The sequence below is a fragment of the Pseudomonas sp. FSL R10-2189 genome, from assembly GCF_009600325.1.
Classification (GTDB): domain Bacteria; phylum Pseudomonadota; class Gammaproteobacteria; order Pseudomonadales; family Pseudomonadaceae; genus Aquipseudomonas; species Aquipseudomonas helleri.
The window spans coordinates 73466-93194 of record NZ_WIVZ01000002.1 but is presented as its reverse complement, the minus strand read 5'-3'; the positions used below and the strand labels follow the sequence as shown (position 1 = coordinate 93194).

Sequence of the window (19729 nt, the reverse complement as noted above, 5' to 3'; positions counted from 1 at the left end):
AGCATGGCTGCGGCGCCCGGCAGATCAGTCGTCCAGGTGGGCCACGGCGATCAGGTTGTGGAAGTGCGCGATGCCGTGTTCGCTCATGCCGCTACGCTGACGGTCAGCCATGATCCGGCCTTGGCCGCGATAGCCGCGCGATTGCAGGCCGCGTTGTACGCTTTCGACCAGACGCAGGTCTTCTGGGCGGAACACGTCGCGGTACCACTCGATAAGCGATTGCTGCTCAGGGGTGATCTCTTTGTTGAGGAAGTAGATGTCGTAGTGCTGCATGGTCACGCCCGCACTGACCGGGAACTCGTAGATCACGGTCATGAAGTTGCCACCGGGTGGCGCGTTGAACATGGTGCACGGCCAGGCCCAGAAGCCGCTGAAGGACGGGTCTTTGATCGACTCGTCGAACTTGAAGGACTTCTCTGACGACTTGGCGTGGCCAAACTGCAACGACCAGTTGCCGTGCAAGGTGTGCCAGTACTCGTCCACGCTCACTGAATCGGCGAAGCCCGGGTGAGCCGGGGCGCAGTGGTAGCACTCCAGGTAGTTGTCGACGATGGACTTCCAGTTGGCCGGGGTGTCGCTGACAAAACGCGCCGCCAGGTGCAGGTCATCGACCACCGGGCAGGCTTCGCGCAGGCGCGCTTCAAGGCCCGGCAGTTGTTCTTCAACGGTGCCCGCTTCGTTGTTCATGTTGATGTAGATGAAACCGGCGTATTCCTCGACGCGCAGCGACACCAGGCTGGAGTTTTCTTTGTCGAAGTTGACCACGTTGTCGCAGTTGCGCGCGTGTGCCAGTTCGCCGTCGAGCTTGAAGGTCCAGGCGTGGTACGGGCAGGTGATCACGTTTTTGGCTTTGCCGCTGCCGCTGAGCAATTGGTGACCACGGTGCGGGCATACGTTGTAGAACGCACGCAGCACGTTGTCACGACCGCGAACGACGATGATGCTTTCGCCGATGACTTCACGGGTGATGTAGTCGTTGCTGTTGGCCACTTCGCTGCGGTGACCGACACAGATCCAGGTGTTGGCGAAAATCTTCTCTTTTTCGACCTCGAACACGTCCTGGTTGGTGTAGTACGACGCCGGAATGGTGTGTGCTACGTCAGCATTGGTGCAGAAGTCAGCAGGCAATTTCACGATTGTGTTCATTCTTTTTCTCTCTCAAGCGCTTAAGAGGGTTGTGCTCGACACCCTGTTTCGGGTTGTTTTTGTGTAACCCATGAATAACAAGAAACCCACGGTTAACACGACACGCAAAAAAAATCGCTCAGGACCCGGCACCGTGGTGCCGGAGCCTGCGCGTGGTTCAGCCAGCAATACTTAACTCAGGGCTGCGGGTACCGCCTTGGCTTTGGGAACAACACCCGGTGTAGGCGTCACCTGTTCAAACGGGGCGACGTAATCCAGGTTCTGCTCGCGCTCCACCGACTCTTCCTCGATCAAGTAAGCCGGCATCGCGCCGTAGTCCTTGAACATCCAGGTAAGGAAGCCGTAGATCTTGGTCATCAGGATCACCAGGAACGGAATCGCCGTCAGCACCACCGCGGTTTTCATGGTCGACAGCGACACCTTGGCAAACAACATCGCCAGGGGGATCAGGGTCAAGGCGATGCACCAGAACAAACGGTGCGTCGGCGATGGGTCCTGGCCTTCCTGCATGTTGCGGGTGCTGGTGGCCGCCACGGCGTAGGCCGCTGCGTCCATGTGCGAGGCACAGAACACCGCCATGATGAACAGGTAAACCCCGAGGAAGATCTGACCGAACGGCAAGGCGTTCAGTAACATCTCGACGGCTGTTTCACCGCCCTGCTCCGTGAGGATGCGCGGTACGTCGATAGCGCCGGTGATGAACTGATGCATGCTGTAGCTTTCGAGCGTGCCGAAGAAGAACCAGCAGCCAAAACTGCCGCCCATCAACATCGCTGCAACCACTTCTTTCATCTTGCGGCCCTTGGACACACGGGTCACAAACATCGCGACACCCGGCGCGTAGGACACCCACCACAACCAGTAGAAAACCGTCCAGTTGCGGGTGAAGGCACCGTCACCTTGCGGGTCGGTAAACAGGCTCATGTGCACGTAGTTCTGCATCATCAGGCCAATGGAGTTGGCCGTGTTGTTGATGATGAACTGCGTTGGGCCCACGACCAGTACCACGGCCGCAAACACCAGCGCACCAATGCACACCATCTTCGACAGACGCTGCATGCCACTGGCAATACCGATGTAGGAGCTGAGCGAGAACACCACCGCCACCACACCAATGACTGACAACTGCGTGACGAAGGTGTCCGGCATGCCGGTGAGTGCCGACAGGCCACGAGTCAAGGTGGACGCAGTGAGCACCAGCGATACGGTCAAGGCGCCGAACATGGTCAGCAGGAACACCAAGTCGACGAGCCGACCCACTGGGCCGTGCGCTTTGAAGCCGGTCACTGCCTCGACGATCGAAGACAGGCTCAGGCCGCTCTTCTTACGCACGTGGAAGTGATAAGCCATCGCCAACGACGACAAGGCATACAGCGACCAGGCACTGATACCCCAATGGAAGAACGAGTAGCTAACGCTGTAATCCAGCGCTTCACGCGAGCCTGCGGCAATGTTCAGACCAGGCGTCTGGTAGTAATACGCCCACTCCATCACTCCCCAGTAAAGCGTCGACGAGCCCATACCGGCGCAGATGAACATGAACACCCACGTCACGGTCGGGTATTCAGCTTTACCATTGCCCAGGCGAATGTTGCCGTACTTGCTAAACGCGATGTACAGCACCACCAGGGCGCAGCAGAACACAAACACTTGCACCGAGGTGCCAAACGTCCGAGACGACAGCTCAAACAGCATATTGGCGGTGACTTCGGCTTGTTGCGGATAAACGGCAAGACCTACAACGGTAATCAGTACAGCAATCAGGCTAGTTGATATCAAAAAGACATCTTTTTTATTGTTATTGGACATTTAAGTCTCCAGATAGAGAGTTTTTCTCTTACTGCGTGGCTCTAGATCAGCGTTTACAGCTGTTAGGGACTCCTTCCATATCGTTGAACCCTGATCGTTAACCATTGGTTAACGCATACCTTTCGGTTAACAATATGCCCCGAGATTTAAGCTTTTGCAACTGGAATTGTTGAAATTTCACACGTCTAAAACGGCTGTTTCAACACGCCAAAGAGCCCGCGAAAGTCCCCGTTTTCCGGGCATTTCGCAGGCTTGTGAAGCGTCTATTTCGCGGCGCTGATCAGCGCCGTTTGGTCAACTCACGCCAGGGCGGCGGCGATGGCTGCACCGACTTCTTGAGTCGAGGCCTTGCCACCCAGATCCGGGGTTTTCGGACCACTGGCAATCACGTCCTCGATGGCGCGCAAAATGCCATCGTGTGCCGCCTGATAACGCTCATCGCCTTTGCCCAAAAACTCCAGCATCAGCGCGCCCGACCAGATCATCGCAATCGGGTTGGAAATGTTTTGCCCGTAAATATCCGGCGCCGAGCCGTGAACGGGTTCGAACAGCGACGGGAAATTACGCTCGGGGTTGAGGTTGGCCGACGGCGCGATGCCGATGGTGCCGGCGCAGGCAGGACCGAGGTCGGACAGAATGTCGCCAAACAGGTTGGACGCCACCACCACGTCAAAGCGGTTGGGTTGCAGCACAAAACGCGCACACAGAATGTCGATGTGCTGCTTGTCCCACGTTACCTGCGGGTAGTTGGCCGCCATGGCTTCGGTGCGCTCGTCCCAGTACGGCATGCTGATGGAGATACCGTTGGACTTGGTCGCCGAGGTCACGTGTTTGCGCGGACGCTCTTTGGCCACCTCGAAGGCGTACTTCAGAATGCGGTCCACACCGCGTCGGGTGAATACCGACTCTTGCAGGACAAATTCGTTTTCGGTGCCTTCAAACATGCGCCCGCCTACCGAGGAATATTCGCCCTCGGTGTTTTCGCGGATCACCACAAAGTCGATATCGCCCGGCTCACGGCCTGCCAACGGGCACGGCACACCCGGGAACAGACGCACAGGGCGGATGTTCACGTACTGGTCAAAGTCGCGACGGAACTTGAGCAGCGAACCCCACAGCGAGATGTGATCCGGCACCTTGTCCGGCCAGCCCACAGCGCCGAAATAGATCGCATCAAAGCCCTTGAGCGTCTCAAACCAGTCGTCCGGCATCATCTGCCCGTGGCGCTCGTAGTAGTCGCAGCTGGCCCACTCGATGATCTCGATCGACAGATCAAGGTTCCACTTTTTAGCCGCCGCCTCCACAACGCGCAGGCCTTCTGGCAGTACTTCGTTACCAATACCGTCACCGGCGATGGCGGCAATTTTGAATGTCTTGCTCATGGGGGGCACTCTTGAAAATGGACAGTGGGCCCATGGTATAAAGCGCCAAAAGAAAGATAATCAGGCGAAGTGAAGATGGATAAGACACGGTTCGTGAATAATCTGCCCAACCTCGAAGACCTGCGCGTGTTCGTGATCGTGGCCCGCCGCTCCAGCTTTGCCGCCGCCGCCAGCGAACTGGGCGTGTCCCCGGCGTATGTCAGCAAGCGCATCCAGCTGCTGGAGCACAACATCGGCGTGCGCCTGCTGCACCGCACCACCCGGCGCGTGGCCGTGACCGATGACGGCGAGCGCGTCTATCGTTGGGCGCTGCATATATTTGATGCCGTCGAACAGATGAGCGACGAAGTCTCGGCCCTGCATCAAGAACCGCGCGGCCAGTTGCAAATCATCAGCAGCTTTGGCCTGGGCCGTCGCCACGTCGGCCCCGCGCTCTCTGAGCTGTCCCAGCGCTACCCGGCCCTGGACATCCGCTTCGACATGTTCGACCGCCTGGTGGACCTGATCGAAGAAGGCTTCGACCTCGACATCCGCATTGGCGACAACATCGCCCCCAACCTCATCGCCAAACTGCTGGCCAACAACGCCCGCGTGCTCTGTGCCAGCCCCGAGTACCTGCAACGCCACGGCGAACCGCGCACCCTGGCCGAACTGGCGGGCCATGAATGTTTGGTGATCAAAGAGCGCGACCACCCGTTCGGCCTGTGGCGCCTGCAAGGCCCGGAAGGCGAAGAAAGCGTCAAAGTCACCGGCGCCCTCTCCGCCAACCACGGCGAAGTCGTCCACCAATGGGCGATAGATGGGCGAGGCATCCTGCTGCGCTCCCACTGGGACGTGCGCGAGAGCCTCGAAAGCGGCAAATTGGTCCACATCCTTCAGGACTACCGACAGCAAGCCAACATCTGGGCCGTCTACACCGCGCCCCTCGCCAACTCCGCCAAAATCCGCGTCACCGTTGAGTTTCTGCGCCAGTACTTCAGCGAACGCCACCCCGCCACACCCCAGCGGCAAAAAGAATCGTGAAAATAGTCTGTAATCAGGGGTTTACAAGCCACGCCATCCGCGTATACTCCTCGCCCATAACGCCGGTATAGCTCAGTTGGTAGAGCAACTGACTTGTAATCAGTAGGTCCCGAGTTCGACTCTTGGTGCCGGCACCATCCAAGGTTCCAGAGAAGGCTTTCAAAATCTCTGAAACCCCCGAAAAACCCGCCTTCTGGCGGGTTTTTTCGTTTTGGCGTTCCGTCGGATTCCGCCAAAATCTTATGGATACCAGCCGTTTTAAGGATAAAGATAGGGGTAAGGTCATTCGATAAAGGGAGGAGTACCCTTATGTCGCGCACCACTGCTCCACTCTCCGATTCGGCTTGCCGTTCAGCCAAGCCCACCGACCGCGCCTACAAGCTTTTCGACGGCGACGGCCTCTACCTTTTAGTCCAACCCAATGGCCGCAAAGGCTGGCGTTTCAGGTATGTAAAACCTGATGGTCGTGAAGGACTGACCTCATTTGGCAACTACCCCGTGGTTGGCCTCGCCGATGCGCGCAAGAAGCGCCTGGAGGTCAAGCGCATGCTGGCGGAAGGCGTCGACCCCATAGAGACCAAACACCAAGCCAAGACGCAGGCCGCAATTAAAGGCCGAACCTTTGAAAGCGCCGCACTGGACTGGCACAAAGCGATGTCTGCCAAATGGGCTCCGGGCCATGCCAAGACCGTCCTGAGCCGTCTCAAAACCCATGTCTTCCCGCTGATCGGCGCTCGCTCTATTGTCGATCTGGACACCCATGACCTGATGCAACCTCTGGAAGCGATCCAGAAACGCGGCACGATTGACGTCGCTTTAAGGGTACAAAACTACCTGCAAAGCATCATGCGCGAGGCAAAACGTGCTCGACAGATCGCGGCAAACCCTGCCTCCGACCTTGAAGGTTTGATCAAAGCCCCGAGGGTAGTTCACCGCCCAGCTTTACCCTTATCGCGTCTCCCTGAATTGCAGGAGCGCATCGACACCTACAAAGGACGAACGCTGACTCGGCTGACAGTCATGCTCTCGTTACATGTGTTTGTCCGCTCCAGCGAACTGCGCTTCGCCCGCTGGAGCGAGTTTGACCTCAAGCGCGGCACCTGGGAGATACCGGACACTCGACCCGCGCTGGATGGAGTACCCTTTTCAACAAGAGGTACGAAGATGGCCGGGGACATCCACCTTGTACCCTTATCGCCGCAAGCCGTGACCCTTCTTGAACAGATCCGCACCCTCACCAGCGAATTCGACCTGGTATTTGCAGGCGATGCCAACCCGTCGAAACCGATGTCTGAAAACACGGTGAACAGCGCGCTTCGAAATATGGGTTACGACACCAAAACCGAAATCTGTGGCCATGGCTTCCGCTCGATGGCCTGCAGCGCACTGATTGAGTCAGGACTGTGGTCCGAGACCGCCATTGAAAGGCAGATGAGCCACAAAGAACGCAACAACGTCCGCGCCGCTTACATCCACAAGGCCGAATTCATTGAAGAGCGCAGATTGATCATGAACTGGTGGAGCCGGTACCTTGAGACGAATCGACAGGAGCATGTCACCCCCCACGAATTCGCGAACCAGACTGGACCGAACGTCACCCGCTTAAAGGCAAAACGTGGCGCAACTGAGTAAGCGCTCGGTCTTTGTATCTCAGTGATCCGCTTGTCCACGCGGGTCCATCCAAACAGGGCTGCAAAGCCGCCCTGCTTGGATGGACCTCACTTAAAAAATCTAAAGCCCACGTAACTGTCTGTGGAAAACCACTGATTTCCACCGGTGGATAATTTCATCCACAGCCGCAGAGCTCCCGAAAATTCGAGCCTTGACCCGAATTATCCATAGGCGTAGAAAAGATCGGGCAAAGCGCTGTCGTTGACAGCAACCCAGGTAGCCAGAACCTTTAAGGCTACGCCACACCATGGTGGTTCTCCCAAAGTGTGATTAGCGTCCGGCGGCTCGCACGGTCACAGCGATGTGATGGATGCCTACTTCTACCAGAGTGCCACTGCGGCAACTCATCCCCCTTCATAGCTGCCCTGCAGCAACCTATCCGCTTGGCCATTTCATTGCGCCAACCTACGCCCGTCTCTTTCTTCCGGAAAGAGACGGGCGCTCCTACCGCTGCTGCAGCCCAACTCGTACAAGGCTTTGCGGCATTCCCCCTCGTGACAATCGGCGTGACAAACACCGAAGTCACCAGCAACAGCGATGCAAATGATGGTGCCGCAGCCCACGGAATGGACTGCACCTGACTGACAGTCAGGCATGCATCGGTCATCTCGTCACTGACTTCACCCGACTCAAGATCTCGCGGCGCCGGTCTCGTCAGCCAGTGCAGCCTCCACCCGCCCACTTCTTTGGAAGTGTTCAGGAGGTCAGATCATGAGATGCCCAAGCTCCCGGTCGTAAAGAGCCGCCAGTCCCGCGTTAGTGGACAACCCTCACAGGTCGCAGGGGCCTTGATCCCTGATAACACTCAACATTCGTGGCGGGATGACGTGGGGAAGGTTTTAAGAGCTGGCTTCGAAGGAGTTTGATCATGGCATTGGTGGGCAGGCGAGATGGGCGCAATTTTGGCTATGGCCGGCAACTGAGTTATGCCGGGCCGCGGGCGCTGAAAGATCTATTTGGCGGCGGGCATTACGCGACGGTCAAGGCGCACAGTGATCGGTGGCAGGCGTTTGTACGCTGGTGTGGCTCGGAGAATGGGCCAGGGTTTAATGATGCGCGACAGATTGATCAGCAGACGTTGCTGGACTACGCCGGGCATCTGCGTCACCAAGTTGAACAAGGTGAGCTCGTCATCGCCACTGCGCAAAATCGGTTGTCCAGTGTGAACCGGACCCTGGCGGCGCTTCGCGGTGATCAGTATGTGAAGGTGGTGAGTCCGAGTAAGGCTTTGGGGATGCAGCGCACTACCGTCCGTACAACAGCCCCGCAAGGTCAAGATCGTGAACAAGTAATGCAGATCGTCGACACGCTTTGCGAGCGGTACCCACGTGCCGCAGCGATAGCGCACTTGGCACGAGCCACCGGAATGCGCTTGCGCGAGGCCATTTTGGCCGATCTTCCGCGTCTAAAACGTGAGGCCGAACAATTCGGCAAGATCAACATCCAGGATGGCACTAAAGGTGGCCGCTCAGGTGCATTGGCACCTCGCTGGATCAGGGTAGATGATCATATTCGCGACGCACTGAGGTTTGCCGAACAGCTCTCGCCCGACGGTAGCCGCAACCTGCTCGCGCCCAACGAAAGCTACTTGGACTTTCAACAAGAAATCGTCCGACCTGCGCGAGACATCCTCCATAAGAATAACCTTAAGGGCTTCCACGAGTTGCGGGCGGCCTATGCATGCGAACGCTATGAGCAAATAACCGATCATCTAGCGCCCATCAAGGGAGGTCGTTGCTATCAACTCGACCGAAACCTTGATCAGGAGGCTCGAGCACAAATCAGCTATGAGCTGGGGCACGGTCGTACCGACGTGGTAACGGCATACATCGGTGGCCGGCCATGAGCCAGCCATTCGATATAGAGCTTTTCCTAGCGGGCGTACTGACCGGGTCGCATGCCACGCGCCAACGCCACACCCGTCAAGCAAAGGTTATCCAAGTAGCGATTGCAAAGCGCTGGCAACGAAACAATCCATGGACCTGGCAGCGAAAGCACCTTGCTTGGTTTCTGGAGGAAAGCAGAAAAATGCATGCCGTGCCGACGCATTACTCCTACATTCTCTCCGTGGAGCTGATTGTTATTCGACTAGGAAAATCGTGGCGATTTAGATTTCCTTCGCCCCATCTATAGAGAGAACCTAGGCGGTGGATTCGTGGATGGCATTTTGCTAGGCTAAAGCGCTAATGCGCTGTCTTCCCCTTGAGTCGCAATGGGAATGGACCTCCAAGATCTCATAGAAAAACCAAACTTGGGTCACCCCTAACCTGTCTAGTACCGAGCCTAAAGGAATAAGTATGACTTCATACAAGGATCTGCTAGACGAGGCGCCCGAATATGCTTTGAAGGTCAAGCAGTATGCCAAACTCCAAATTGACCAAAGAATTTGGGACTCTATAAGCAGCAACGACTTAGATAATTGGCTGGGCAATTTCACAGAGCCTGAAGAAAAACTATTAGCTGCGATACTTTTAGAAAGTCTGATTTCTCGCTCAGAGGCGCAAACAGCATCCATCTTGACTAGCGCCCTACAATGTTCATTACCAAACGCAAAATATAATAACCCTTTGGAAATTTTCGAAGGGATTGATTATCTAAAAGTCCTAACTTCAAAGAACATCATCGAACCAATTCGAATAGTCCCAGTCATTCGAGACCTCGACCCGCCAACTAAAAGTGGCCCTTCGATTGCCAGAATGTATAAGCGACAACTAGGAATCAATGAAAACTATATGATATGGCCATGGTTGATAAAAGATCATGTAGATAAAGGAATTACGTCCTTTGTATTTATCGATGATGTGCTTGCAAGCGGCCAGCAAGCATCCGAGTTTTTTACGCTTTATGAGCTGCACAAATATCCCGACATCCATTTTTCTTACATTCCGTTACTTGCACACGAAGATGGCCTGAAAAGAATAAAAGAAGAACACCCACACATCAATGTTAGCCCTGTCGAAAAGATTGGCAATGAGAGCAGTCTTTTTAATAGTGAACGCTTCTCCAAGATACAAGATCTAGAAACGCTATACCTTAAAGTAGCAAAAAAATACATTAACAAAAGACTATTTAGTAAAATGGCAACTGGCTACAACTCTCTAGCCTTAACATTTTCTTATCACCATGCGACTCCCAATGCTAGCCTACCGCTATATTGGTATGAAAGTGACTCTTTTTACCCATTGGTGAGGCGCTAACCATGCAAGACTCTACATCTGAAATATCGCAAGTCAAACACTCACTGACAAAAAACAGGTCAGAGCATTTGGGTAAAGATGTTTGGAGTGACTTTGTCATTCCAAGATTTTTCAATCGAGTTCAGCTCATATCCACCATGCCAATAAGACTAGAGGGTGGTCGCGGCAGTGGCAAAACTATGCTACTGCGCTATCTATCCTACCATAGTCAATTCTCTCCCAACAGAACTCAACTACCAGAGAACGCGGCAGAAAGTGTTGGCCTCTATTGGAAGGCAGATACACAGTTCCTTAGGATTATGCAAAAACGTGGGATGACGGATGATGACTGGTCACCTGTCTTCGACCACTACTTAAATCTCCGATTAGGACTTGAAGTTCTATCAAGTATAAAACTAATTGCTGAAAGCGCCTATGAGCAGGTCCATAAAAGTGACACTGACAGCGTAGACTTCGAAGGCGTATTAGATTTTGGATTTGAAAAATCAGACTTCAATAGCGTTCTGCGCGAAATCCAAAGTAGAATTCGAAAAACCGACAGCATTATCCAAAATGTAAGCGGGATAAGCGAGCTTGAAAAGCTACCCGTATCATTCCTACACTACTTAGTAGAAGCCGCAAAAGAAAAAATTCCAGGTCTTGAAGCTACAGTTTTTTTTGTATACATTGACGAATACGAAAATTTATTGGGCTATCAACAAAAAATTATAAACACCAGAATTAAGCATTCCGAGCCACCTCTAATATTCAACATCGCCATAAAACTTAACGGAATGTCAGAGACAGCGACATTAAGCGAAGAAAGATTAGAAAACAGAGCGGATTACACTATTGTAAATCTAGACTCGGAAATTGAACGAAGTGGTTTCGACGATTTCGTCTCCGAGATTTTCTTAAAGAAATTAAGCGAAGCCTCACCGACTTTAGCGAAAGAGTTAAAAATAGACTTAAACGCTTGTTCAAACCCTGACGGCTTGCCGTATAGATTCACTGCCGAATATAAGAAGCATTGCCGGGAGATTGTCGAGGGTATATTCCCTGGTCGAACGCATCAGGATCTCGCAGATGAGATTTTTGAAACCTCAAGGTATTACAAAAAATTATATGCCGAAATAGAGCGCGCTCTAATACAGCGACACTCACCTCTAAGCGTTGAAGATTTCCTTTCAAACACTAATCGAAAAGCTTCTATTGTATGTTCATCACTGTTGTACAGAAAAAATCTAGACCCAGCTCAGATCAGGTTCGAATTAGAAAAGCTGGAGCAAAACAAAGACAATAAATTTACTAACAAAACCGCTTGGGAGCACAACAACTTTATCGGCTGCTACTTAAGAATAATTCGCTCTCATAAAGCGGGCAGCACTTTTTACTCAGGCTTCGACGTTTACTCCGCGCTTTCCGGAAAAAATGTCCGTCATTTTCTGGAGCTTTGCAAAAGTGCATTTAGTTTGCTGGACGACTCGACCTTAACCGAAAGCTTTATAATCGACAGAGGACTTCAACATTTAGCCGCTAAAAGTACCAGTGAGGAATTGGTCAAAGAGATTACCAGATTTACTCCTCTAGGCTCTCAGCTAAGTAACTTCGTGAAAGCTTTAGGCAGGGTTTTTCAGCTTTGCCAAGACAAGGAAACACAAAGCGAGACAGAAGTCACCCACTTTGGAATTAAAGAGGATGACAGCGCATTAACTGAAGAAGACGACAAATTTTTTAAAGAGGCGGAAAAGTGGGGAGTTCTTCAAGCAATAGAATCCACAAAAAATAAATCTAGCGCGTCCGCTGCTGTTTATGACTATGTATTGAACCCCGTATACTCACCTTTTTTCCTTATTAGTTATCGCAAAGGTAGAAAAATTGAGATTGAGGCATCAACACTTCGCCAAATGTATCTGATTGGTGAGGCTGCTGTGACTCCCGATCTCAGAAAAAAATTGCGCCTGTCGAATGTTGATGACTCTTTAAGCCAACCAAAACAAGCAACCTTATTATGATAGACATACGGTCTGCTTATAGCGAAGAAGAATACTCTTTTCCGAATGAATTTTCACTTGGAATCGCAGGCATTGGCATTGATGATCGTTCAAGGTATTCAATTGAGTTATTTAAAAAAGAGTGCGAGAAAAGTCTAACCATTGAATACCGGAAAGATTCTCTTGACTTGAAAGTAGGCGAGGAGGCAGTTGAGTGCCACGACTTGGCTTCATACTTTGACTCAATACCTCTAAACTCGGTCATGATTGACTCTACCAGCTTAGACATTCCTGAGTTAGCGCTAATTTTAAAATCGCTACATCACTTAAAAGGGCTGAAAGTTGTAATCTTGTATGTTGAACCTGCTGAGTACTCAGCGGGCGCAAAAAACACCCTTGAACATGAGGAGTTTTCGTTATCCGACGAAATATCTGGTTTTGAGGGTACCGGAATACCAACCATCTCCATGCCGGTAGACAGTGAGCTTGCTCGAAGATTTATTTTTTTCGTAGGCTTTGAAGGTGGTAGACTCCAAAATGCTATCGAGACATACGATGTATCTAGTGATGAGGCGCGTATTTACTTTGGCTTACCAGCCTTTAGACCAGGGTGGGAGGTCAAATCTATACGTAGAAACCTACAGGCACTCAATGATCAATCTTTTAGCAGCAGAATTGGATACTGCAGTGCCAGTAGTTGTACAGATGCATTGCGATCCCTTTACAAGGTAAAAGCTAACGACTCCGAAACAATCAATTACATAGTGCCTCTGGGAACAAAGCCAAACTCTCTAGCAGCAATATTACTAATGCTCGAAAATCCGAACTCTACGCGTCTGCTGTATGATCAGCCGGAAAAGCGCAGTGAACGCAGTCGGGGTATCGGACGCCGTCACTACTATCACTACATGGTTCCGTAAATTGCATTTTCATAAAACTCCATATGCGGTCGTAAAGCTTTTAAAAAAGCACGTTCCAAGCTCCGCAAAGAAAATACTGGACCCTGCTGTAGGTGAAGGTGCACTTTTGGACGCACTTTATAGTTCTCAACTCAATGAGAGCTTGACATTGGTAGATATTGATGCAAAACGATTAGAGGCTATACGAGCAGTTTATAATAATCTATCCCTAATTAATGCAGACTTTGTTTCTTGGTCTAAAGATAGGCCTGATGATAGTTTCGATCTAATTATAACCAACCCTCCCTTTTCTGCCAGAGCCGAAAAATGGATTAATCATGAGGGTAGGAAATGGCCTATAGAACTAATATTTTTCAAGAAGTGTGTCGACCTACTTCAAAAAGGCGGCACTCTACTAGCTATAGTTCCAGATACGCTAGTTAATTCTACTAGACTACAAAAAGATCGCGAATGGTTTGTTTCACGCGGGGCTTTTATTTATGCCTATCAATTACCAGCTAGATCCTTCTCTAACATCGAAGGCGCATTTTATCTTTTGGTATTCAAGAAAGGAATCAAACAAAAAGACTTAACATTAAGAAGCACCGATGGCAACCCAGAAGTGAAAATTACAAATCAGGACTTCATACGCAATGGATATCGTTTAGACCATTCATTTTATCAGGGCAACTTCCAATTCGAAAGACTTTTGACCTCGAGTACGCTACCCCTTTCGACATTTTGCAAAATTAGTCGAGGCCCCATCAGGCAAGATTACAAGAAATTCGGCTACAACCATTCTGACTCCTTCGAAGGGGGGGGATGGCGCAGCTATCACAAAAGTTCTCATGAGTTACTTTGCGTGGGGGTAAAGCGCGTATCTAGGAATGCTCATCTTTCCTTTGGTCTTTATCCAACTAGCGCTATTCCTACCAGCACTGATTGCATAGTTTTCATCCAGCCGCTTCCTGAACTCGCACTCAAGGTACTATTCTATCTAAGAGTATTGCTAGCAAATGATGATGGGAAATCAATACTTCTAAAGGGTGCAGGTGCAAAATTCATTCAAGTTGAGACATTAAAACAGCTTCCGCACTTCGATTTATCAAAGATTTACCCTGCTGAATTTATTTCCTACAAATCATCCTACGAGCGATTTGACTACCAAACTTGCGAAAGCATTGAGAGATCGGTCTATACCTCAATGACTTGGGGAAAGAAAGTTTCAGTACTCAATGGCGTTCGCAGCGACGTATTAGCTTCCGAGTCTTTATCGCCTCTTTTTGCTGCTATAAGCTAAGCCGCCAAAAAATCATGCATTAGGCATGCTTAGGCTCTACCGACATGTTCATCAAAATCTCACAAGCTGTTCTGAACTCCATAACCGCAACGGTGCATCCCCTGCTATTTTCATCTCGCATATAAATCTTATTTAAAAAGACCGAACCATTCCTGCCATGGAAAAAGGTACTCGAAGGGATAGCACGCAATTTCCATATATAAAAAACTTTTTAAAAACATGTATTAACCTTCCGGTTCGACTCCTGGTGCCGCACCACATTAGGCTCCATTGCATTCCACCGAATGCTCTGGAAGCCCCGAAAACCCGCCCTTTGGCGGGTTTTTTCGTTCCAGGACCCTCTGTCGGGATCCAACAAAATCCCCCTTCCCCGAGGGTATGTTAGGGGTACTGCGATTTCCCGGTCAGGAGCGCGTACCCCTATGCCACGTCTAGCGATCCCCCTCAGCGACCTGCAATGCCGCACGGCCAAAACCCGCGAACGCGCCTACAAACTGTTCGACGGCGGCGGCATGTACCTTTTCGTCAAGCCCAATGGCGTGAAGACCTGGCGCTTGAAGTACACCAAGCCCAGCGGCAAGGAAGGTACGCTCATCATCGGCAATTACCCCATCGTTACCCTTTCCGTCGCACGGCGTAAGCGAGACGAAGCCAAGGCGTTGCTGCTAGACAACCTCGACCCAATGGAAGAAAAAAAGAAGGCCAAGATCGTAGCCCAGCGGGCGGCATTGCTTTTCGAAACCGTTGCTCTGGAGTGGCACGCCGACATGTCCCGTCGCTGGACCGAAGGACACGCAAAAACCGTGATGAGCCGACTGCGTACCCACGTCTTCCCGCTGATCGGCCAACGACCCATCGCTGAACTCGATACCCATGACCTGCTAGAGATCACCCAGCGCATCAAGGAACGCGGCACCATGGATGTGGCGTTAAGGGTACAGAACTACTTATCCACCATCATGCGCGGGGCCAAAAGGGCTCGGCAGATCACCATGAATCCTACACTGGATCTGGCAGGCTCGATTCACGCGCCGCGCACAGTCCATCGCCCGGCCCTCTCCCTCAACCGCCTACCCGAACTGCTACACCGTATCGACAACTACAACGGCCGCGAGCTGACGCGCCTCGCCGTGCTGCTGACTCTGCATGTGTTCGTCCGCTCCAGCGAGCTGCGCTTCGCTCGATGGAGTGAGTTCGACCTCCAACGCGCCATGTGGGAAATCCCCGATACACGCGCTCCGATTGAAGGGGTACGCAACTCCACACGTGGGACCAAGATGAATGGCGATATTCAAATGGTGCCGCTGTCGCCGCAGGTCATCGAAATACTGGAGCGCGTGCGCAGCCTCAGTCGCTTTTCAGAGTTAGTGCTACCGGGCGACCACAAGTACTGGAAGCCCATGTCCGAGAACACGGTGAACACCATGCTCCGCAACGTCGGCTATGACACCAGCAAGGACGTGTGCGGCCACGGCTTCAGGACCATGGCCTGTAGCGCCCTGCTGGAGTCCGGGTTATGGACCGACGCAGCCATCGAAAGACAAATGAGCCATAAGGAACGCAACCGCGTGCGCGCCGCGTATATCCACAAGGCTGAATTCCTCGAACAACGCAGGCTAATCATGGCGTGGTGGAGCAACTACATCGACGCCAACCGCCATGGGCATGTGACACCCCACGAATTCGCTCACCCAGTCGGCGACAACATCACGGCCCTACAAAATAGCCGTGGCGCATCCAAACGTGGGTAAGCCTGTGAGATCACCGTTGTCCGCCCTTCCACGCGGGTCCATCCAAGCGGGGCTGCAAAGCCGCCCTGCTTGGATGGACCTCACTTAAAAAATCTAAAGCCCACGCTAATTGTCTGTGGAAAACCATAGATTTCCACCGGTGGATAATTTCATCCACAGCCGCAGAATTCCCGAAAATCCGAGCCTTGACCCAAATTATCCACAGGCGTAGAAAAGATCGGGCAAGCGCTGTCGTTGACAGCAACCCAGGTAGCCAGGACCTTTAAGGTTACGCCACACCGTGGTGGTTCTCCCAAAGTGCGATTAGCGTCCGGCGGCTCGTACGGTCACAGCAATGTGATGGATGCCTACTTCTACCAGAGTGCCCAATGCGGCAACTCATACCCCTTTATAGCTGCCCTGCAGCAATCTATCCTTTTGGCCATTTCATTGCGCCAACCCTGCGCCCGTCTCTTTCTTCCGGAAAGAGACGGGCGCTCCTACCGCTGCTGCAGCCCGCCTCGTACAAGGCATTGCGGCATTCCCCCTCGTGACAATCGGCGTGACAAACACCGAAGTCACAGCAACAGCGATGCAGATGATGGTGCCGCAGTCCAGGGAATGGACTGCACCTGACTGACAGTCAGGCATGCCCCGGTCATCGCATAGCTGCCTTCACCCGACTCAGGATCTCGCGGCGTCGGTTTCGTCAGCCAGAGCAGCCTCCACCCGCCCACTTCTTCGGAAGTGTTCAGGAGGCCAGATCATGAGATGCCCAAGCTCCCGGTCGTAAAGAGCCGCCAGTCCCGCGTTAGTGGACAACCCTCACAGGTCGCAGGGGCCTTGCTCCCTGATAACACTCAACATTCGTGGCGGGATGACGTGGGGAAAAACTTCAACGTTTTGGCTTCGAGAGGAGTTCGATCATGGCACTGGTGGGTAAACGGGATGGGCGCAATTTTGGCTATGGTCGGCAATTGAGCTATGCCGGGCCGCAAGCGCTGAAAGATCTATTTGGCGGGGGGCATTACGGCACAGTCAAAGCGCACAGTGATCGCTGGCAGGCATTTGTGCGCTGGTGTCGGTCGGAGGATGGACCAGGGTTTAACGATGCGCGACAAATTGATCGGCAGACCTTGCTGGACTACGCCGGAAATTTGCGCCAAAAAGTTGAACAAGGTGAGCTCGCCATCGCCACTGCGCAAAACCGGTTGTCCAGTGTGAATCGAACCATGGCCGCGCTTCGCGGTGATCAGAATGTGAAAGTACCGAGTCCGAGCAAGGCGCTGGGAATGCACCGCAACAGTGTCCGTCGCTCGGTCCCGCAAGGCCAAGACCGCGAACATGTGAAGAGGGTCGTAGAGGTGCTTTGCGCACACAAGCAGCCGCGTGCCGCGGCCATCGCTCAATTAGCGCGAACCACCGGCATGCGCTTACGTGAGGCCATTTTGGCAGACCTTCCGCGCTTAAAACGTGAGGCCGAACAAAACGGCAAGATCAACATCCAGGATGGCACCAAGGGGGGCCGCTCAGGTGCCTCGGCACCTCGCTGGATCAGGGCGGATGATCATATTCGCGAGGCGCTGAGATTCGCCGAACAGGTCTCACCCGACGGTAGCCGCAACCTACTTGCACCGAACGAAACCTACCTCGATTTCCAACGAGGAATCGTCCGTCCTGCACGGGACATCCTCCATCAGTACAACCTCAAAGGCTTCCACGAATTGCGGGCAGCCTATGCGTGCGAACGCTATGAGCAAATCACCCACCATCCCGCCCCCATCAACGGTGGCCATTGCTATCAACTCGACCGACGTCTCGATCAGGAAGCCCGAGTACAAATCAGCTATGAGCTGGGGCACAACCGTATCTTCGTGGTGGCCGCTTACATTGGTGGTCGCGCATGAGCACGGTATTCGATATGGATCTGTTCCTGACGGGCGTCCTGACCGGATCGCACACCACGCGCCAACGCCACCTGCGTCAGGCGAAGGCCATCCAAGCAGCAATCACTGATCGCTGGCAACGGGACATTCCATGGACTTGGCAGAGAAAACACCTTGCGTGGTTTTTGAATCACCACCTAAACCAGCACACTGAATCGACGCGCTATTACTATTTGCTGACCATGCAATTACTCACTCATCGCTTAGGAAAACCCTGGCAGTTCAACCGCTAGATGAAGGTCAGAAAACGGCCGATTCTGTTGAAAAAGTCGGCTTCGAATTCCACGGCAGAAAAGTACGCGCCTGAGATTGAAATCTGAATTTTGGGCAGAAGGTTCAGGACTCGGATTTCACGTAGCCGCGTGCAACGGAGGTGTTTTCATCCATCAATATTCGAGCGTTTTAGGAAAACCGACTTTTTCAACAGAATCGGCCAGAAGCAGTCGCTCAGCCGGGCTTCGTGTGTACGCGCTTGGCGATCCCGCGCGACGACTTCAATCCTGCAATAGACGATATCAATATCAATGGCTACGATCGCCATGCTCGGTCGCGCTTCAAATATCCAGTCTTAAACACAGAAAGTATGGTCGTTGAGCAAAAGGCCCCCGGTGGGATGAATCGTTGCTAAATTGGCAGATTGTCACCTCCCTCAAGGGTTTTAGAAATTAAGGAAGCTATAAACCTAATGATTGGATCAGCCCTTCGGAATGCCTTTCGCACAGAGTCACTGGGCGCTCGTGGTGAAATTGCGCTTTTTCGTGCATTTATCCGCGCGTTCAATGCACTCGGGCCCAACGCATTGGCACAGGAATATCATGGTAATCGTTACCAAGTGAGATTTAGCGCTACTCGAGGTGTTGGCCGATCAGTCCCTCGCTGTGAATTATGTGACGTAATGATCATTCATTACCCTGCGGGTAATCCTAGCGGTGCACGTGTTACTTTTAATCAAGCAAAGGTCACTACCAACTCGCTTGTATGTCATACCACAGCGTCTGTTCCATACAATTTTCGTGCGAACTTGGAACAGTGGGACTTGCTCTCAAACCGGCCATCAATAAGCGCTACGACAGCAAAAGTTCATCTCCCCTACGACCTGCTTTCTAGTGCTCTCCTACCATCTGTAGGTACATTCGGTGTTTTTTATCCGCAAGGTTCGGGTTTCGATTTTGCTTACTTTGTCGCAGACGGTCTTCGACCTTTGAAAAACAGCGCCAAACGATCGGGTACACTTCAGTGGGGAACTCCACTACGCCAGGTCCGCAAAGTTGGCCATTATGATGAGGCCACAACGACTTGCTGTATGTATGGCTTTGGACGAGCTCTTGAATTGGGCTTGATAGGTACGCCTCTTCAACAGACTTTATACGGTTCATCTGGAGCCACTGAAATGCGATATTGGTTGGCAAGTGTGCTGTCATCACTCCGTAAAATGCATCCTGATTCTGAGCTACCGAACGAACTGCTGGAGGGGCTGGAACTGGCGCGCGAAGCCGACGAGTTGAAATCCTCTTGGAAAGGTGATACATCAACTCCACGTGCGGTAGTATTGGTCAGAACGGGTTAATAGAAATCAGTAGAACAGATAAAAAAGGTATTTCTACGCCATGGCATCGACACTCACGAAGAAGCCAGTCCCCACCAATTCTTTAC

16 protein-coding genes and 1 tRNA gene are annotated in these 19729 nt (G+C 52.3%); 13 read left to right on the top strand and 4 right to left on the bottom strand.

The genetic code is table 11. The annotated features are described in order from the left end of the window. Positions 1–24: 24 nt before the first annotated feature. The 3 genes from GHO32_RS02430 to GHO32_RS02420 form a co-directional block, all read right to left on the bottom strand. Entirely contained in the window at positions 25–1146 is a 1122-nt protein-coding gene (locus tag GHO32_RS02430) for an aromatic ring-hydroxylating dioxygenase subunit alpha (protein WP_123751007.1), read from the bottom strand. Between the two features lie 171 nt (positions 1147–1317). Further along, positions 1318–2955, bottom strand: coding sequence for a BCCT family transporter (locus GHO32_RS02425; protein WP_153335859.1), 1638 nt, complete (start codon positions 2953–2955; stop codon positions 1318–1320). A gap of 299 nt (positions 2956–3254) precedes the next feature. Further along, complete coding sequence (locus tag GHO32_RS02420; protein WP_048388895.1) at positions 3255–4337, bottom strand: tartrate dehydrogenase; 1083 nt, start codon at positions 4335–4337, stop codon at positions 3255–3257. Positions 4338–4412: 75 nt separating this feature from the next. On the opposite strand from GHO32_RS02420, the gene GHO32_RS02415 reads away from it, so the two are divergent. The 12 genes from GHO32_RS02415 to GHO32_RS02350 all read left to right on the top strand — a co-directional run bounded on the left by GHO32_RS02415 (position 4413) and on the right by GHO32_RS02350 (position 18309). Then, on the top strand, positions 4413–5360 hold the full coding sequence (locus tag GHO32_RS02415) for a LysR substrate-binding domain-containing protein (protein ID WP_088500274.1): 948 nt from the start codon (positions 4413–4415) through the stop codon (positions 5358–5360). 61 nt (positions 5361–5421) lie between these two features. Next, positions 5422–5497: transfer RNA gene (locus GHO32_RS02410), tRNA-Thr, on the top strand. Between the two features lie 172 nt (positions 5498–5669). After that, positions 5670–6992 (top strand): integrase arm-type DNA-binding domain-containing protein, encoded by a 1323-nt coding sequence (locus GHO32_RS02405; RefSeq protein ID WP_153442762.1) that lies wholly within the window; start codon positions 5670–5672, stop codon positions 6990–6992. A gap of 907 nt (positions 6993–7899) precedes the next feature. Then, entirely contained in the window at positions 7900–8877 is a 978-nt protein-coding gene (locus GHO32_RS02395) for an integrase domain-containing protein (protein WP_153442760.1), read from the top strand. Further along, positions 8874–9164, top strand: coding sequence for a hypothetical protein (locus GHO32_RS02390; RefSeq protein ID WP_153442758.1), 291 nt, complete (start codon positions 8874–8876; stop codon positions 9162–9164). The genes GHO32_RS02395 and GHO32_RS02390 overlap by 4 nt, the downstream gene beginning before the upstream one ends. Before the next feature lie 164 nt (positions 9165–9328). Next, positions 9329–10228, top strand: coding sequence for a hypothetical protein (locus tag GHO32_RS02385; RefSeq protein WP_153442756.1), 900 nt, complete (start codon positions 9329–9331; stop codon positions 10226–10228). Between the two features lie 2 nt (positions 10229–10230). Further along, positions 10231–12222: a hypothetical protein gene (locus tag GHO32_RS02380; RefSeq protein WP_153442754.1), complete on the top strand. Its 1992-nt coding sequence runs from the start codon at positions 10231–10233 to the stop codon at positions 12220–12222. Next, on the top strand, positions 12219–13121 hold the full coding sequence (locus tag GHO32_RS02375; RefSeq protein ID WP_153442752.1) for a hypothetical protein: 903 nt from the start codon (positions 12219–12221) through the stop codon (positions 13119–13121). Before GHO32_RS02380 ends, GHO32_RS02375 begins: the two co-directional genes overlap by 4 nt. Further along, positions 13066–14400, top strand: coding sequence for a methyltransferase (locus GHO32_RS02370; RefSeq protein WP_169989239.1), 1335 nt, complete (start codon positions 13066–13068; stop codon positions 14398–14400). The genes GHO32_RS02375 and GHO32_RS02370 overlap by 56 nt, the downstream gene beginning before the upstream one ends. Before the next feature lie 422 nt (positions 14401–14822). After that, entirely contained in the window at positions 14823–16151 is a 1329-nt protein-coding gene (locus tag GHO32_RS02365; protein WP_153442748.1) for an integrase arm-type DNA-binding domain-containing protein, read from the top strand. Positions 16152–17056: 905 nt separating this feature from the next. Beyond that, positions 17057–18037, top strand: a complete 981-nt coding sequence (locus GHO32_RS02355; RefSeq protein WP_153442746.1) for an integrase domain-containing protein — start codon at positions 17057–17059, stop codon at positions 18035–18037. Further along, positions 18034–18309, top strand: a complete 276-nt coding sequence (locus GHO32_RS02350; protein ID WP_153442744.1) for a hypothetical protein — start codon at positions 18034–18036, stop codon at positions 18307–18309. The genes GHO32_RS02355 and GHO32_RS02350 overlap by 4 nt, the downstream gene beginning before the upstream one ends. 146 nt (positions 18310–18455) lie before the next feature. Here GHO32_RS02350 and GHO32_RS02345 read toward each other — a convergent pair whose 3' ends face one another. Next, on the bottom strand, positions 18456–18617 hold the full coding sequence (locus GHO32_RS02345) for a hypothetical protein (RefSeq protein ID WP_153442742.1): 162 nt from the start codon (positions 18615–18617) through the stop codon (positions 18456–18458). Between the two features lie 354 nt (positions 18618–18971). On the opposite strand from GHO32_RS02345, the gene GHO32_RS02340 reads away from it, so the two are divergent. After that, positions 18972–19643, top strand: a complete 672-nt coding sequence (locus GHO32_RS02340) for a hypothetical protein (RefSeq protein WP_256678606.1) — start codon at positions 18972–18974, stop codon at positions 19641–19643. The last annotated feature ends 86 nt before the right edge of the window (positions 19644–19729 follow it).

Bases quoted from the DNA above. Each gene is read 5' to 3' on its own strand.
- GHO32_RS02375 (WP_153442752.1), top strand. From the start codon at position 12,219: ATGATAGACATACGGTCTGCTTATAGCGAAGAAGAATACTCTTTTCCG.
- GHO32_RS02405 (WP_153442762.1), top strand. From the start codon at position 5,670: ATGTCGCGCACCACTGCTCCACTCTCCGATTCGGCTTGCCGTTCAGCC.
- GHO32_RS02355 (WP_153442746.1), top strand. From the start codon at position 17,057: ATGGCACTGGTGGGTAAACGGGATGGGCGCAATTTTGGCTATGGTCGG.
- GHO32_RS02425 (WP_153335859.1), bottom strand. From the start codon at position 2,955: ATGTCCAATAACAATAAAAAAGATGTCTTTTTGATATCAACTAGCCTG.
- GHO32_RS02345 (WP_153442742.1), bottom strand. From the start codon at position 18,617: ATGGCGATCGTAGCCATTGATATTGATATCGTCTATTGCAGGATTGAA.
- GHO32_RS02385 (WP_153442756.1), top strand. From the start codon at position 9,329: ATGACTTCATACAAGGATCTGCTAGACGAGGCGCCCGAATATGCTTTG.
- GHO32_RS02420 (WP_048388895.1), bottom strand. From the start codon at position 4,337: ATGAGCAAGACATTCAAAATTGCCGCCATCGCCGGTGACGGTATTGGT.
- GHO32_RS02430 (WP_123751007.1), bottom strand. From the start codon at position 1,146: ATGAACACAATCGTGAAATTGCCTGCTGACTTCTGCACCAATGCTGAC.
- GHO32_RS02390 (WP_153442758.1), top strand. From the start codon at position 8,874: ATGAGCCAGCCATTCGATATAGAGCTTTTCCTAGCGGGCGTACTGACC.
- GHO32_RS02380 (WP_153442754.1), top strand. From the start codon at position 10,231: ATGCAAGACTCTACATCTGAAATATCGCAAGTCAAACACTCACTGACA.
- GHO32_RS02340 (WP_256678606.1), top strand. From the start codon at position 18,972: ATGATCATTCATTACCCTGCGGGTAATCCTAGCGGTGCACGTGTTACT.
- GHO32_RS02350 (WP_153442744.1), top strand. From the start codon at position 18,034: ATGAGCACGGTATTCGATATGGATCTGTTCCTGACGGGCGTCCTGACC.
- GHO32_RS02395 (WP_153442760.1), top strand. From the start codon at position 7,900: ATGGCATTGGTGGGCAGGCGAGATGGGCGCAATTTTGGCTATGGCCGG.
- GHO32_RS02415 (WP_088500274.1), top strand. From the start codon at position 4,413: ATGGATAAGACACGGTTCGTGAATAATCTGCCCAACCTCGAAGACCTG.
- GHO32_RS02365 (WP_153442748.1), top strand. From the start codon at position 14,823: ATGCCACGTCTAGCGATCCCCCTCAGCGACCTGCAATGCCGCACGGCC.